Origin of the sequence: Methylobacterium sp. GC_Met_3 (assembly GCF_026540775.1) — a bacterium.
GTDB lineage: Bacteria > Pseudomonadota > Alphaproteobacteria > Rhizobiales > Beijerinckiaceae > Methylobacterium.
In genome coordinates, this window is record NZ_JALNUL010000015.1 from 95,002 (window position 1) to 109,972 (window position 14,971).

13 protein-coding genes, 1 tRNA gene and 1 pseudogene are annotated in these 14,971 nt (G+C 68.7%); 7 read left to right on the forward strand and 8 right to left on the reverse strand.

Annotation, left to right across the window (positions count from 1 at the left end; all coding sequences use genetic code 11):
• Positions 1-7: 7 nt before the first annotated feature.
• The 5 genes from OXS27_RS32675 to OXS27_RS18400 form a co-directional block, all read right to left on the reverse strand.
• Positions 8-994, reverse strand: coding sequence for a phosphatase PAP2 family protein (locus tag OXS27_RS32675; RefSeq protein ID WP_267358116.1), 987 nt, complete (start codon positions 992-994; stop codon positions 8-10).
• A gap of 163 nt (positions 995-1,157) precedes the next feature.
• Positions 1,158-3,002: a hypothetical protein gene (locus tag OXS27_RS18385; RefSeq protein WP_267358118.1), complete on the reverse strand. Its 1,845-nt coding sequence runs from the start codon at positions 3,000-3,002 to the stop codon at positions 1,158-1,160.
• Positions 3,003-3,934: 932 nt separating this feature from the next.
• The gene (locus OXS27_RS18390) at positions 3,935-4,693 is read right to left on the reverse strand and encodes a helix-turn-helix transcriptional regulator (protein WP_267358120.1); all 759 of its coding nucleotides are present in this window, start codon (positions 4,691-4,693) and stop codon (positions 3,935-3,937) included.
• Positions 4,694-4,785: 92 nt separating this feature from the next.
• Entirely contained in the window at positions 4,786-5,376 is a 591-nt protein-coding gene (locus tag OXS27_RS18395; protein WP_267358122.1) for a class GN sortase, read from the reverse strand.
• On the reverse strand, positions 5,373-7,550 hold the full coding sequence (locus OXS27_RS18400) for a marine proteobacterial sortase target protein (protein ID WP_267358124.1): 2,178 nt from the start codon (positions 7,548-7,550) through the stop codon (positions 5,373-5,375). Before OXS27_RS18400 ends, OXS27_RS18395 begins: the two co-directional genes overlap by 4 nt.
• A 251-nt stretch (positions 7,551-7,801) precedes the next feature.
• On the opposite strand from OXS27_RS18400, the gene OXS27_RS18405 reads away from it, so the two are divergent.
• The 5 genes from OXS27_RS18405 to OXS27_RS18425 all read left to right on the forward strand — a co-directional run bounded on the left by OXS27_RS18405 (position 7,802) and on the right by OXS27_RS18425 (position 11,628).
• On the forward strand, positions 7,802-8,533 hold the full coding sequence (locus tag OXS27_RS18405) for an NUDIX domain-containing protein (protein ID WP_267358126.1): 732 nt from the start codon (positions 7,802-7,804) through the stop codon (positions 8,531-8,533).
• 10 nt (positions 8,534-8,543) lie between these two features.
• Entirely contained in the window at positions 8,544-9,530 is a 987-nt protein-coding gene (locus OXS27_RS18410; protein WP_267358128.1) for an SPFH domain-containing protein, read from the forward strand.
• An 11-nt stretch (positions 9,531-9,541) separates the two neighbouring features.
• Complete coding sequence (locus OXS27_RS18415; protein ID WP_267358130.1) at positions 9,542-10,435, forward strand: hypothetical protein; 894 nt, start codon at positions 9,542-9,544, stop codon at positions 10,433-10,435.
• Between the two features lie 27 nt (positions 10,436-10,462).
• Positions 10,463-10,618: a hypothetical protein gene (locus OXS27_RS18420; protein ID WP_267358132.1), complete on the forward strand. Its 156-nt coding sequence runs from the start codon at positions 10,463-10,465 to the stop codon at positions 10,616-10,618.
• A 446-nt stretch (positions 10,619-11,064) separates the two neighbouring features.
• Entirely contained in the window at positions 11,065-11,628 is a 564-nt protein-coding gene (locus OXS27_RS18425; RefSeq protein ID WP_267358134.1) for an outer membrane beta-barrel protein, read from the forward strand.
• 201 nt (positions 11,629-11,829) lie between these two features.
• Here OXS27_RS18425 and OXS27_RS18430 read toward each other — a convergent pair.
• The 3 genes and pseudogenes from OXS27_RS18430 to OXS27_RS18440 form a co-directional block, all read right to left on the reverse strand.
• Positions 11,830-12,231: pseudogene (locus OXS27_RS18430) on the reverse strand (GNAT family N-acetyltransferase); the annotation flags it as partial.
• Positions 12,232-12,266: 35 nt separating this feature from the next.
• Entirely contained in the window at positions 12,267-13,310 is a 1,044-nt protein-coding gene (locus OXS27_RS18435; protein ID WP_267358136.1) for a MaoC family dehydratase, read from the reverse strand.
• Between the two features lie 12 nt (positions 13,311-13,322).
• Positions 13,323-13,625 (reverse strand): YggT family protein, encoded by a 303-nt coding sequence (locus OXS27_RS18440; RefSeq protein ID WP_091722957.1) that lies wholly within the window; start codon positions 13,623-13,625, stop codon positions 13,323-13,325.
• A gap of 123 nt (positions 13,626-13,748) precedes the next feature.
• On the opposite strand from OXS27_RS18440, the gene OXS27_RS18445 reads away from it, so the two are divergent.
• Positions 13,749-13,824, forward strand: a tRNA-Ala gene (locus OXS27_RS18445).
• Between the two features lie 100 nt (positions 13,825-13,924).
• On the forward strand, positions 13,925-14,971 hold a 1,047-nt coding region (locus OXS27_RS18450), incomplete at its 3' end, for a DUF6538 domain-containing protein (protein ID WP_346733029.1).

A 14,971-nucleotide genomic window follows, 5' to 3' on the forward strand; every position in this document is an offset into this window, starting at 1 on the left:
CGACCGCTCACGGATAGCGTCCGACCCACTCGTCGTGCGCCCGCGTCCAGAAATGCTTCATCAACGGTGAGACCGGGATCGGTCCGCCCGGCGCATGTGCGTAGAACGGGGCCCCGAGCGCGGTCTGGGCCGCATTGAACGGGTTGAAGTCGGTCGTCGGAGCGCTGTTGATTGCGGACGCGACGAATGTACGACCTGGGAAAGCGACCTGCCCGGTGCAGCGACCGACGATGTATTCGCCGAGCGCCTTACCAAGCATCCGTCCGGCCATGTTGTCGACCGGGAAGTGGACGCCGGCGATGACCCTGTTCGTGGCGATCCGCGCGGCTTGGCGATCAAGCTGCTCGACGATCTGCGTGTACTGCGGCTCGAGCCCGAGCAGCACCTTGAGAACATAGGCGACTGCATGAGCCTGCGTCGCGTGTCCGCTGGGGAAGCTCCCATGCCCCGGCGTCGTGATCATCGGCTGCACCTGGGCGCTGTATTCGATCGGACGCCAGCAGGCCAAGGCTTGTTTCAGCCGCATCTCCACGTAAACGCAGAACTGCAAGACAATGTTGATTAGTTCGAACGTGCGTTTGGTGCGATCGGGATGCAGATAGACGACCGAGGACCAAAAAGCGTACTGCGGATCAATCTGCGCCATGATCTCGGTGGCACGCTCGCTGCGCAGTTCCGCCCAACTGAGGACCAGCGGGATCTGAGCGGCAAAAGTCGCTCGTTGCGGCCGATCGATCTGCGCGATCAGATCCGGGCCGCGAGAAACCCTGAAGCCAGATGGCGTGTCTTGGAAGACGATGCCTTGCAGCAGATCTCCAATCGCGATGTAAGCACGAACCCAGGGTTCCCAACGTTCAAGCTGCTTGGGTGCGTCGATCGCTGGGAGTGCAGGCGCGTGCAGCGTGAGATTGTTCGTAACAATCCCTTCGCGTTCGAGGATCAGCGCATCCACCATGATCGGATTGGCATAGGCATCGGCGAGCGTGCCGAGCACCGAGCCGCCTGCCCCGCCGGCTCCCCCTGCCCCGCCGGCTCCCCCTGCCCCGCCGGCACCGCCTGCCCCACCGGCACCGCCTGCCCCTCCGGCACCGCCTGCCCCACCAGCACCGCCTGCCCCGCCCAACTGTGCCATTGCTTCCCCCTCTCAGATTGGGTCGTCACCCCGACGGCAATCCAGCCGCTGCCAAGCACCGTGCCCAGTCTCGGCCCGTGTTGAGGTTCGCGTTGGGCATCCTGGCCAAGTAACCGTCGACGGTCAGCGCAGGCTCGAGCTGACGGACGTTTCGAAGAGCCTCGCGGGCCTCGCTCATCCGGCCCTGGTTCACGAGCGCGATCGTGAGCACACGCCAGGTCGACAGGTGCATGCGGTTGAGCATCAAGGATGAGCGCGCGAGCCGCTCCGCGTTCTCATAATCCTGCGCCGACAGTTCGGCCGTCGCAGCGAGCGACTCGAAGTAGTAGCGGAGAGGATCGAGGGGCGAGAGTTCCAGCGCGCGCCGTGTCGACGCGACCGCCGTTTCGCCATTCCCGAGGAAGGCGTGGACCGTCCCGCGGTAGAGCCAGCCCAAAGCATGACTTGGGTTGACAGCAATGGCCTCGTCGCAACGCGCCCGCGCAACATCAAGGTCTTTCAGCAGATGGCAGTAGACGAAACCTTCTGTCGCGAGGGCGAGGGCATCTGAGGGATTGCGGTCGAGTGCTGCGTGCGTCGAGTTCAAGGCTTCGGCCGCTTCCTGATCACGGTTCTCGGACCACCCCCGCGTGACGCGCAGGACGAACCAATTGCCCAGCAGGGCGTGCGGCGCGGCCATGCGGTTGTGTCGGTTGATCAGTTCGTCGAGGAGTTGGCGAGTCCGCAGGAAATCCTGCCTGTTCGAGCGATGCATCATGGTGGAGCTGCCAAGAAGCAAGGAGTAGCTCTCCAGGCTCGGCAGGGGCTGGGTCCGGATATGTTCGATTTCCGTTTCGAAGATCGACCCATGCGTAGCTTGGGCGATGAGAGCTGCGAGCTCACTGTCTGCCTGGAGGAGGTCATCGACCCGTCCGCTGAAGCGATCAGCCCACAGCACCCGATGGCCGCGAGACTTGGACAGCTCTGCCGTAACCAGGATGTTACCGCGATTTGCGACATAACTGCCACTGAGGACATAGGTCGCTTCTAGACAGGCCGAAATCTCCTCCATGGCATCGGATCGATCCCGGAATACAGCGGTCGACCGTCGTGAGATGACCTTAAGGTTCGTGTTTTTGGAAAGGCGACACATGACACCATCGGCGATCAGGGTGCCGACATCGAGATAAGCCGCTGTCGTGCTGTTCGCCTGGAAGGGAATGACCGCAATCGACGGTACCATTGCCGCTTCGGAGTCGCGCCGGGCAGGCATGGTCGTTCGCGGAGCAGCGGGCCCGATCCGATAGGCCCGGACCGGCTTGTCGAAATGCTTGAGGAAGCAGTCGCCGAGATCCTCGCAAGAGGCATCCACCCCGTGCGTCAGCTCATCTCGGGCGGCGGCGTTTCCGATGGTGTCACCGGGGCCGCCCAATTGAGCGAGCGCGGCGGCAAGCCCCTCATACGCCGAGGTGCCAGCGATAGTTTCGCCTGGGCCAGCCAGCGTCGCAAGCCGCGCCGCCAGATTAATGCCCGTGCCGTATACGTCTCTGCCGTCACTCCAAGCCGCGGTCACGTTCAAGCCGGCACGGAGGTGAAAATGTCGATCCTCGGGCAATCCGACATTTAGACGGGCGGCCGCCCGATGCATGTCCTGCGCGGCGGACGCCGCGTTGGATACGGCTTGGAACCGCAGCAGAAGGCCGTCGCCAAGACTCTTTATGAGCACTCCATCATATCGCGGTAATATCTCATGCGAGACAACCTCAACAAAGCTCATCCATCGACTGACAGTCTCGTATTCGTGCTGTCGCATGAGACGCACGGATTCGACGAGGTCGGCGAGCAGGATGACGACGTCTTCGCGTACGAGTCCGAAGCCTGCGGACCGCAAGCTTAAGCACTCCGGAAGGATACATGGCTCGTCGTGGGGAATGGCTAAGCCCTCGGTCACGCCGAATCAGCGACGCCAGATCTATTCTCCTCACGAATACCATATTCGCGCCGTAACATCGCGCACTCGCGGATTCGCTCGGCATTATTTTCGATCAAAAATTGAAATGGGCAAAATTTAATTAATGAAGAACGCTCCTGGGCACAATACTGGCCAAAATTGATGTGCCAAAATATCTTTCCGACAATCGATAACAATGCGCGACTGCTTATATCTGACGATCGATTTCAACACCGTCCCTCGGATCGTTATTAGATCGGATTCTTGCGACGCTCGAGCCGTTCTGATCTCGGCCACGCACTCAGATTGCGGCTTGAAAAGTGTTTTACCGCCCTCCCCGCACGCTGATAGATGTCTCTGCGACCAGCGAGCGCCTCCCCGCTCGATCCACGCCATCACGGCGCGAGCCCTTGGCCCACCGTCGTCAGCGACTGAAGCATTGCGATTCGCGATATCGAGGGCTTGAAGTGGGCCAACCGGCAAACTTCGACTTTCGGCACTTTGTGCGCGAGTGGGACGCTGGTCAGCGCGCGGCCAAGCCGGCTTACAAACCGCTCGAACCAAGCATCCTCGGCCAAGCCTTTCGCATCGTCGCTGACGCCAAGGGGGTCGCGCACCGGGCAGGCTCGCGATGGCCGCGCTGGTCGACAACAGGGCGGCCAGCCCCGGGGTCGAGCCCGACGTGGCCGACGCCGAACCCCGCCTCGACCGAGAACACCGCATCCCGCTTGCCCCGCCGGCGCGTGAGCGCGGCCGTGCCGGGTTTGGCACCAGACGGAAGCGCCCGGGGCCACATTGCCCCGATCGCCGCCGGCACGCCCCGACGATGCTAAGGCGCCGTGAGACAATCTGGCGGCGCGGAAGCGGGAGACCTAGGGAGCACCGGTGAAGAACGTGGCGTAGCCATCCGTGTGGACCCGTTCGAGATGCGTTTGATAGGCCGCGTAAGCCGGCTCATGCGGCGCAATGCGGCCGTAACCCAGGTCAGCCGCGAGGCGCTCCGGCAGCAGGGCGAGCGGTGCCGCAGCGGGCGTGAGCTGCGTGCCGCGGCCGGCGTGGAGCGTGGTGAGAATCCCGTACATCGCACCGCGAATATTGGGACGGCACAACACCGCGAGGCGATGCTGCCCGTGCCAGTTGGTCACGAGATAGATCATGCCCGACTGGCTCGGGACGGCGACGCTGCCGGACTGCGCGAAGGGGGCGTCGACCCGCTCAGCCTCGCGAAACACCAAGCGCGCGCTGTCCGCATCCCACGCAATCTCGGTGCGGTAGGCGAAAATCGCCCCCGCCGTCTCGAACGACGGACGTAAGGTGAGATAGCGGCCCTCCAGCCAGGACACGCCCTCCTGCGCGTAGGCTCCGAGTTCATCGGGGGCGTGACGCGGCAGGTCCGGAGCCGAGGCCGGCCCCGTCGGCTGCCGGAGGGATTGGCCCAACGCCTCCTCAAGCCGGATCGTGGTCGCCAGGGTGAAAGGCCGGCGGCCGGCCAGCGCCTTCTCCAGGGTCGAGAGGCTGATCCGGGCCTCTTCGGCCAGCGTCTGCCGGGAGATGCGCCGGCGGGCCAGCGCCTCGCGCACGGTCTGGGCAATGGCGCGGCTCTGCGCCTCGGACAGTTCGATCTCGCTCACAGGCACGGCTCGCACGGGCTTGGCCCGCACAGATCCGCACGAAACCGCACATTTGCGCAAGCGCGGCCAAGCTGCCTGTCCACGCAGACCCGTCAGGACCGCCCCGCCTCCGAAGCCAGCTCGGTCTCTACGATCAGCCGGAGCGGGCCGGACTGGAGCGCCTCCAAGGGCCAGCAGGTGACGAGGTCGAGGTGCCGGCCGGGGGCCTGAGGATCGATGCCCGAGGCATCCCAGCGCGCTACCCGCGTGCCGGTGACGCGGAAGCGCCGGGTCCGGCCGTCGCGGCCGGTCACCGTGACGGGATCGCCGGGGCCGAGCTGCCCCAGCACCGCGAATTGCGTGTCGCGGTGGGCGGCGAAGATCGCGGTGCCGGGCGCGCCGGCCTCCGGGGTGCCGTCCAGATGGCCGGGGCCGAAGGCCAGGGCCTGGCCGCTTCCGCCCCGCAGCACCACGAAGCTGTGGCCGGCGACCGTGAGGCGGGCGACCGGCTCGGTGTCGGCCCAGGGCCAGGGCCGGGCGGGCCGGCCTTCCGCCAGGGTGCGGGCGAAGGCGCGCTCCAGCAGCACCTGCGCCAGGGCGGCCTTGGCGGGGATCCAGGCGGCCTGCGCCGCCAGCACGATTCCCGCGAGGGTGAGGAGGGCCGCGAGGGCCCTCCCCAGTCCGGTTGCCGGGCCGCGGCTCACCGCGCGTCCCCGACCGGCCGGCCGCTGCGCCGCAGGCCGATGCTCAGCAGGAGGCCCAGCAGGGCGAGGAGCAGGCTCAGGGCTAGCTGCGCCAGGATCCCGGCCCCGGTCTGCGGCAGGTCGATGGCTGCGCCGTCGGCACGGATCGGCACGATCCGGGCTGCCCTGTCGTCGGCGGGCGCGACGCCGGGCCGGTCCGTGCCGAACACTTTTGCGAAGTCCCAGCCCGCGGGCAGGTTCAGCGGCAGGTCTGCGGCGACGAGGGGCGTGCCGGGCGCCCGGCGCGGGGTGGCGTCGATGGCCACGAGGCTGGTCAGCCGCGTCGTCAGGCCGTGCTCCAGGGCGAGGGCCAGGATGGTGGCGTCGGCCGCGTCGGCGCCGAGGCTCCCGGTGATGCGCGCCGTCTCGGTCTCGCCGATCCGGGAGCGCGCCCAGACCTTGGAAATGCCGGCGCCCGCGCCCGCCTCGGCGAGGGGGAGCGTCCGGGTCCAGGTCCGGCCGCCCACCCGGCCCGAAACGGTCACGGTTCCTTCCGACGCCACCGGCAGAAGCGCGGCGAAGACCAGCGGCTCGCCGCGGTACAGGTCGGGCAGCGCGCCCGGCGTGACCGCAACGCCTGGGACCGAGAAGGTCGCGGTGAGGTCGGTGACGGCCGGGGATTCCAACTTCTCGTAGAGCGCGCGGGTCCGGTCGCCGACCTGCGCGAGGTCGCGGATCTCCGTGAAGCTGCCGCGGCCGATCTCGGCGGCGTGGCGCATCAGGTGGCCGTTGGGCGCCGAGCCGATGCCGACCATGAACAGGCGCGTGCGCCCGAGATTGGCGTGGATCGCCGCGAAGATCCGCTCCTCGTCGCCGACGGCGCCATCGGTGAGGAACACGACTTGGCGCACGCGCCCGTCCTCCGGATGGGGATCGGCCAGGGCCGCCTTGAGCGGCGCCAGCATCTCGGTGCCGCCGCGGGCCTCAAGGGCGGCCACGAAGCGCTCGGCCTCAGCCAGGGCCGCCGGCGTGGCCGGGACCGGCTCGGGATGCAGCGCGTCCCAGGTGTCGTCGAAGCGGATGACGTTGAAGCGGTCCTGTGCGGTCAGGCGGCCGAGCCCGGCCAGCAGCCCGGCCTTGGCCTGCCGCATCGAGGCGCCCGACATCGAGCCGGAATTGTCGATGACGAAGGTGACGTCGCGCGCCGGCCGGGCGCCCGGGTCGGTCTCAATTGCCGGCGGGTTCACCGCGGCCAGCAGGTAGGTCCGGCCAGCCACGGTCTCGCGAAACAATCCGAGATCAGGCACCCGGTTCGGGACCGGTGTCCAAGTCAACTCGAGATCGCGGTCGGCCGGTACGACGCCGTCAGCGAGCGTAATGGTCCGCGCCTCCGGGCCGGTCTCGGTCACGCGGATCGCGTGGGTCGCGCTCAGCACGGCGCCGACCGCGAAGCCCGCCTGGAGCCGCACCGTGACGGCGACCGGGTTGGTCGGCTGGGACAGGGCCGGGTCGAGCACCGGTGGGCTGATCCGGGCGCGATCCGGCACCGGGTCGCGGGCCGCCTCGGCCACGCCGTCGAGGGAGACCGCGTCCACCGCGCTGAGAGCCGGATTGTAGCGGGGCGCGACCACCAGGGGCAGGCGCAGCATCCGGGTCTCGCCGGAGACGGGGATCGTCTGCTGGTAGGTGATCTGGACCAGCACCGTCTCGCCGGGGCCGATATTGGCGACCGCGTTGGTGAAGATGTTGGGCCGCTCCTGCGCGGTGAGCGCCGCCGACTGCCCGGCCGCCTTCGCGGCCTCGTAGGCACGCTTGGCCGCCGCCCGCTCGCGGATGTCGGCGACGATCACGCGGGCGCCGACGACGAGCTTCATCCCGTCGACCGCCGCGTCCTCCGGCAGGGGATACACGTAGGTGCCTTCGACCCAGTCCGCCGTGACGTTGCGGAAGGCCTGGGTGACGGTGGCCCGGGCGGTCGGGCCGCTGACATCGACGCTGATGTCGGTCGCGAGCTGGACGGCCTCGACCGGCGCGGTGCCGGCCGGCCCGTGCAGCCTGAGGCCGCCCCGCTCTGCACCCGGCGCCGCCTGGGCCGAGGCGAGCATCACGAGGAGCGCCAGCAGCGCAAGGAAGAGCGGTGACAAGGCGGCGTTGCGCGGGGGCTCGACCGCGGATCGTGGAGCGAAGAACGGCATCGGGGAAACCTCCTGCGCCGGCGGATCGGGGCCGGCTCGACGCTGAAGCTCCCGCGCCCGCCGCTGCGCCGCCACGAGAAGCTTCGCCCTTTTCCAGGCTCGGGCCGCACCCGCCGGCCGCGCCCGGGCGGATCTGTGCGGAGCCGGTGCAGAGCCGTGCGCCAAGCGGCGCTTCCTGACGGACCCGCTCGCGTCTTGACATATGCGCAATCTGCGTCTTACTTATGCTCAACCTGAGTAGAAATCGACCGATGACCGAACCCGAGTTCCTGGCAGGCTACGATCCTGCGGCCTACGACCGGCCCGCTCTGGCGGTGGACCTCGTCCTCATGGGGATCCGGGCAGGGCGGCTCGCCGCGCTCCTGCTGCGGCGGAGCCAGCAGCCGCAGGCCGGCCTCTGGGCCCTGCCGGGCGGGTTCGTGGGCATCGCCGAGACCCTCGATGCCGCCGCGGAGCGGGTGCTGCACGACAAGGCGGGGATCGGGCGGGCGCGGCTCGAGCAGCTCTACACCTTCGGCGCCGTGGACCGGGATCCGCGGATGCACATCGTCTCGGTCGCCTACCTGGCGCTGCTGCCGGAGGCGGCCTTCGCCGAGGCCCTGGCGGGTGGCGCCGCGCTGACGGCGGCGATGTTGGTCGTGCCCTGGGCGGGCGAGGCCGGCGGCCCGGTCTCGGCCGAGACGGGGGACGGGGCGCCCCTCGCCCTCGCCTTCGACCACGTCGACATCCTCGCGCTCGCCGTGAAGCGGCTGCGCGGCAAGCTCGACTACACGGATGTCGGCTTCGCGCTGCTCCCGGAGCACTTCACCCTCCGGCAGCTCCAGGACGTGCACGCGGCCATCCGCGGCGCGCCCCTCAACAAATCCGCCTTCCGCCGCCGCATGCGCGACCGGGGCTGGATCGCCCCGACGGGCGCCCGCGAGGCCGGGACGGCGTTCCGCCCCGCCGAACTCTTCCGCTTCGACAGGTCGGGGCAGTTTTGAGGAGGCCATCATGGCTACGCTCCGCAACATCGGTGTGATCGCCCAGCTCCGGAGCGAGGCGAGCAGCCACATCATCCGCTTCCGCAACGGCCGGGTCCGGCAGAGCGGGCGGGGTCTGGCCTTCTGGTTCCGGCCCGAGACCGCCAGCATCAGCGAGGTGCCGGTGGACGACCGCGAGATGACCCTGTTCGTCCGCGGCCGCAGCCGGGACTTCCAGACCGTCGTGGTCCAGGGGACGATCGGCTGGCACGTCGTCGATCCGGAGCTGCTGGCGAGCCGGGTCGATTTTTCCGTCAATCTCCGCACCGGGCGCCTCCAGGGCGAGCTGATCGAGCGGATCGAGGCCCGCCTCGGCGGCATCGCCAGTCAGGCGGCACTGCAATATCTCGGGGCGAGCCCGATCGGCGCCCTCCTCGACGCCGGGCCGGAGCCGCTGCGCGCCGTGCTGGAACGGGTGCTGTTCGACGCTCCGGCGCTGGCCGAGATCGGCGTCGCGGCCGTGTCGGTGCGGCTCACCAACCTTGCGCCGACCAGCGAGCTGGAGCGCGCCCTGCAGACGCCGACCTTCGAGGCCCTGCAGCAGAAGGCCGACGAGGCGACCTTCGCGCGGCGCGCCCTGGCGGTCGAGAAGGAGCGCGCCATCGCGGAGAACGAGCTCGCGACGAAGACCGAGCTGGCCCGGCGCGAGACCGTGCTGATCGCCCAGGAGGCCGCGAATGCCCGCGACCGCGCCGCCGGCGTCGCGGGGGCGCGGGGCCTGGAGGCGGCCGCGGAGGCCGAGCGCATCCGGCTCGTCGAGGGCGCCCGGGCCGAGGCGGAGCAGCGCCGCGCCGCAATCTACCGGGACATGCCGCCCGCCGTCCTGCTCGGGCTGGCAGCCCGGGAACTCGCCGGCAAGCTGGAGACGATCGAGCACATCAACGTCACGCCCGACCTGCTGGCTTCCATCCTCGGCGAGGTCCGGGGCGCGCTTCCCGCGCGGCTCACGCCGCGCTGAGGAGACCCGCCATGCCGGCCATCCCCCCCCGCGCGGTCTTCGTGATCCGCGACACGGATTGCGAGCTGCTCATCGCCCGGCACGCGACCCGCGGCCAGGTCCGGTTCTTCCTGGAGAGCCGGGGCCAGACGCTCGCCGAGGTCGAGTCGCGCCACGCCCGGTTCCAGGCCGTGCTGACCGAGGCCCGGGCGTCGGTGCCCCTGGACTGGCGGCAGGCCCTGGTGCGGCGCCCCGACCTCGACCGCTTCCTGTTCGCCCCCGAGGATGTGGTCGTGGCGGTGGGGCAGGACGGGCTCGTGGCCAACGTGGCCAAGTATCTCGACGGGCAGCCGGTGGTCGGCGTCAATCCGGCGCCCGACCTCTACGACGGGGTGCTGGCCCGGGTCCGGGTCGAGGCCCTGCGCGAATTGCTGCCGGCCAGCGCGGCCGGCGCCACGTTCTTCCAGCGGCGCACCATGGTGCAGGCGACCTTCGACGGCGGCGAGCGGCTGCTCGCCCTGAACGAGATCTTCGTCGGCCACCGCAGCCACCAATCCGCGCGCTACCGGATCGACGACGGGGCACGGGCGGAGGACCAGTCGTCGAGCGGGCTGATCGTGGCCTCGGGCACCGGCCTGACCGGCTGGGCGCGCTCGATCAGCGAAGCGACGCACCTTACCGTGGAGGTCGGCATCGAGGAGGCGGCCTTCGGCTACTGGGTGCGCGAACCGTTCCCGAGCGTCGCCACCGGCACCGACCTGCGCGGCGGCAAGTTCGCCGGATCGCCCCTTACGGTGGTGTCGCGGATGAACGAGGGCGGCGTGGTGTTCTCGGACGGGATCGAGCAGGATTTCGTCGCCTTCGACTGGGGGCGGCGCGTCGCGATCACCCCGGCTTCCCGGTCGCTCAATCTCGTCCTTGCTTGATGCAGCAAGATTTCGCTCGACGCGGTCATGTCCCTGGTGACCCCCGAACCGCGCCGGAGGGGCCTGGTCCGGGAGGAGCACGAGGGGACGACTCTGCGGGACAATCGCGGCCTGCCGCGCTTCGACGACCGGTTCTCCGGGCCGCACGGTGATCGACGTGTTTTGGGTCCCGACAATGTCTGACGGCGCTCGAAATCTGCGGCTGCGGCGACCACGTCGAGGCGCGGCTGCTAGGCAGTGCAGCCACCTCAGGTCCATCCCGCAGTCCGTCGCCTTGCCCATCTCCACACCGGCACGGCCGGCATCGCCCACCCGCATGCTGGAGCGCGGCAACAGCACTGCCGCGCGCAGGCTCGCCCGCGCACCCACATGCTCTGGCCGACCTCGCAGACCTGCTGGCTCCCGCCCCCCGGGCGCTGACACCGCAGCACCCAATCGTCGTAGCTCGGCTCGCGTGGTCCTCGCGGGCACCGCCGGCCCCGGAAGCGCCTTGGGCGGCGCGCCGGCGAAGAGCCCGCTCAGCCCTGTCGCGGCTCGGCGCCTTCGGCTAAGCTGCCGGCATGATTCGATGCGCCGAATCCCGTCCGTTTCGCCGGCTCGCGGCCAATCTCGTGCTTGGGGCCTGCTGCGTGTCGGCGGGGCCCGCCGCCGCTCAGGCTCTCCTGTGGCCGTCGATCGGCTTCGCCCCCCTACCCTCCTTTGCCTGGCCCGCACCCGCCGAGGACGCAGCCGGCCGCTGGACCGGCTCCTACGCCCGCCTGTCGACCGGCTATGCGATGACGAGTTCCCGGCATTTCGGCAGCTATTCCGGCCCGACCATCGGCTTCGAGGCCGGGCGGATGTGGCAGGAAGGCCCGATCCTCTACGGCATCAGCGGCGGTTTCGATTATCTCGCCGGGCTCGACGGCACCCTGACGCCCGGCTACGGGCGGCTGAGCTATAGCCGCGACTTCGCCGGCGCCCTGGAGGTGAAGGTCGGGACCCTGCTGACACCGGACGTCCTGGTCTACGCCAAGACGGGCGCCGCTGCCCTGCACGAGAGCCTGCGCGTGGGGCCGACGCCGGCGACGCTGCCGTTCAGCCGGCAGGACATCGCGGTACGGCCTGTGGCGGGCGTCGGGGTCGAGTGGGCCGTCACCGATCGCCTGACACTGGGGGTCGAGGCCGGCGTGGTCGGCAGCGGGATTCGCTGAGGGCCTCTCACGCCGATAGGGATCCGGGTCGCCGGTTGCGGCCAGGGCTGCGAGATCACGCCAGCCGTATGCGACCTCGGCGAACCGTCCGTGCCCGCGGACGGCCTCCGGCCCGTAGAGCAGGGTGCCGCCACGACCCTCGACGAAGCGCCGGCCGGGGGCGTTCGTGCGCAGCACCCAAGCGCTGACGGCTTGATAACCCACCTGCTGCAGGCTCGTCGCCATCGCGGCGGCCAGGGCCCGGCCAATGCCGCGCCCCTGGGCGGTCCGCACGACGTAGGGCCCCCGGAACGCCCCGTCGAAGCCTGCCGCCGCCAGCGCGCCCGCGCGCTGGGCGTTGCCGAGACTGAATCCGACCGGCTTTCCGGCCAGTTCGGCCAGAAAAGCCACCTCGGCAGCATCCAGCTGCGGGCTGCTGAGAACCTGCGCCCACCACGCCTGCCGCACCTCGACCGTGAGGGCGCCGATCATCTCGGGAGGCAAGAGGCCGCCATAGGCCTCGTGCCAAGCCGTCACGTGGAGTGCGGCAATCGCGGCTGCATCGTCCGGTCCCGCGCGCCGCACGACGAGCGCGCGCGTCGTCGCGATTCTGATCACGGCCATAGGCTCAACGCCCGATCGCTGGACCTTGCCGTCCGCTACTTCGGCACGAACGCCCAGTAGTCGAGATCGAGAATCACCGCCGGATCGTAGCCATCCCCCGCGCGATCCGGGAAAGCGCCGCAGGGCTGATTCTTGGTGGCCACGGTGCGCAGGCGCAGGAGCCCGACATCGGCACGGCCGACATCCGCCGTCGACAGAACCTCGCTCCAGGCATAGACCGTGTCGCCGGCAAACAGCGGCGCCACGTGCCGGCCGGCATTGATGCCGGCGAGCGCGAAGGCGTTGGCGAGCCCGTTGAAGCTGAGCGCCCGGGCGAGCGAGATCACGTGCCCGCCGTAGATCAGGCGGCGGCCGAACCGGGTGTCCTTGGCGGCTAGCCCGTCGAAATGCACCTTCGCGGTGTTCTGGAACAGGCGCGTGGCGATCTGGTGCTCGGCTTCCTCGACGGTCATGCCGTCGACGTGGTCGATCTTTTCGCCGACCGCATAATCCGCGAAGCGATGCGGGCTGCCGGCCAAGTCCGTATCGTAGGCGGCGGCCGAGAGCGGCGGCAGCGCGCCTGCCAGATCCTGCGGATCCACCACCTTGGCGAGGGTCGGCACGCGTTCCTCGGCGATCGCGGCCTCCGGGTCGCGCTTGCGCACCAGCACCCAGCGGCAATAGCTCAGCACGGTCTCGCCACGCTCGTCCGACCCGGTCGAGCGCACGTAGACCACGCCGGTCTGGCGGTTCGAGCTCTCCTTGAGGCCGATCACCTCCGAGACGGTCGATACGGTCTCGCCCGGATAGACCGGCCGCCGGAACCCGCCCTCCGCGTAGCCGAGATTGGCCAGCGCGTTGAGGGAGACGTCCGGCACGGTCTTTCCGAACACCATGTGGAAGGTCAGCAGATCGTCGAGCGGGCTCTTCGGGTAGCCGAAGGCGCGCGCGAAGGCGTCCGAGGACTGGACCGCGAAGCGCGGCCCGTAGAGGCCCGTGTACATCGCCATGTCGCCCACCGTGACGGTGCGCGGGGTGGCGTGGCGGATGGTCTCGCCGAGGCGGAAATCCTCGAAGAAGCGGCCGGGATTCGTCTTCACGGGCGATCGATCCTACTGCGCGTAAACGTAGGTTGCGGGCACGGCATACTCGTGCAGCAGGCGGCTGATGAACAGCAGCAGCAGGATCAGGATGATCGGCGAGATGTCGACGCCGCCGAGATTGGGCAGCAGGTTGCGGATCGGCCGCAGCACCGGCTCGGTGATCCGGTAGAGCACCTCTCCGATCTGCGCGACGATCGGATTGCGCACGTTCACCACGTTGAACGCCACGAGCCAGCTCAGGACCGCGCTGGCGATGAGGACGTAGATGAAGAGCTGGACGACCGTGTCGAAGAGCCAGATCAGGGCGTTCATGCGGGTTCGCGTGCTATCCTCGGGGCGCCCGCATCCCGGCGCCGGAGCGGCGCGCGGCGGGCGACGTTGAAACAGGGAATTGACAGGCTGAGCCGCCCGCGCCTACAAGGCCGGCGCCTCGACGGGGCTGTAGCTCAGATGGGAGAGCGCCGCAATCGCACTGCGGAGGTCAGGGGTTCGATTCCCCTCAGCTCCACCAGGTTTCTTTAACCTGTTGGAAAGGCACGAACTCATTGCTCGGCAATGAGTTTCCGGGCTAAGTTGGTACACCAGACTGGTACACCAAGCCGCCCGAACCCATGGCAAAAAAGGATGCGCGTCTGCAGCTTCGGGGCAGCACGTGGTGGGTTAGGGTCAAAGTGCCCGAGACCCTCCGTCGAGCTGGGCTGATCAAAAAGCGCGAATTTCGAAAATCTTTGGGTACGGGCGATTTTTCAGAAGCCCGGCGGCTGTTGCCGATCGAGCTCATCGCGATCGATGCACAAATTGCCGCTGCCAAACGCCAGCTCGATACCGCACCGGTTCGGGCGCTGACACGCTCCGAGGCGGAGCACATCGCGCTGACTTGGTTTCATGAGCGTGAGGACGTTCGGCTCAAACGGAAACGAAGCGCAGGCCCTGCTTGGTCCCGGCAGGATGAATTGATGGACCTGGAGATCGACGAGGCGACCTTCGCGGACCCAGCGGACACCAACGGTCAGGCCAGCACGTTCAGCACAGCCAAACGGCTCCTTGAGTGCCACGGCATCGCGGTCGATCTCAACGCACCCGAGTTTCGGCATCTCATCCACCTGGTACGCCGAGCCGCGTTGGAGCAAGCGAGACGAGAGCTACGAGACGCGAGGAGCGATTTCTCCCGCCAAGCCGGAGATGCCTTTTTCGCGGATGCGCCGGCCGATGTCCCGCTTCCTTCGAGAGCAGCGAAGCGCACCACACTGAGCGAGCTGATAGCTCAGCATCGGGCCGAGCCTGCTTGGCAGGGCATGTCACCAAAATCGAAACTGAAAGGCGCCGCTCAAGCTCGCTTGTTCGAGGAGGTGTTTGCGGCCGACCGGGATGTCTCACAGATCAAGCGCGCCGATGCGGCCGAGCTGGTGAACCTTTTGGTCAGGCTACCCGCAAGCGCCACGAAGCGATTTCCTGGCCTTACAGCGCCTCAGGCTGCCGATGCCGCAGCCAAAGCAGGTGCCGCACCCATGACCCGCCTTACAGCGAGCTCCTACCTATCCGCCTTCTCCGCTCTCATGGAATTCGCCATTGCGCGGGGCGTGCGAGCAGACAACCCCACCAACGGCCTTTCGGTCGGGGTCGATGGTGTAGCAGCAAAAGACCGACGGCATCCGTTT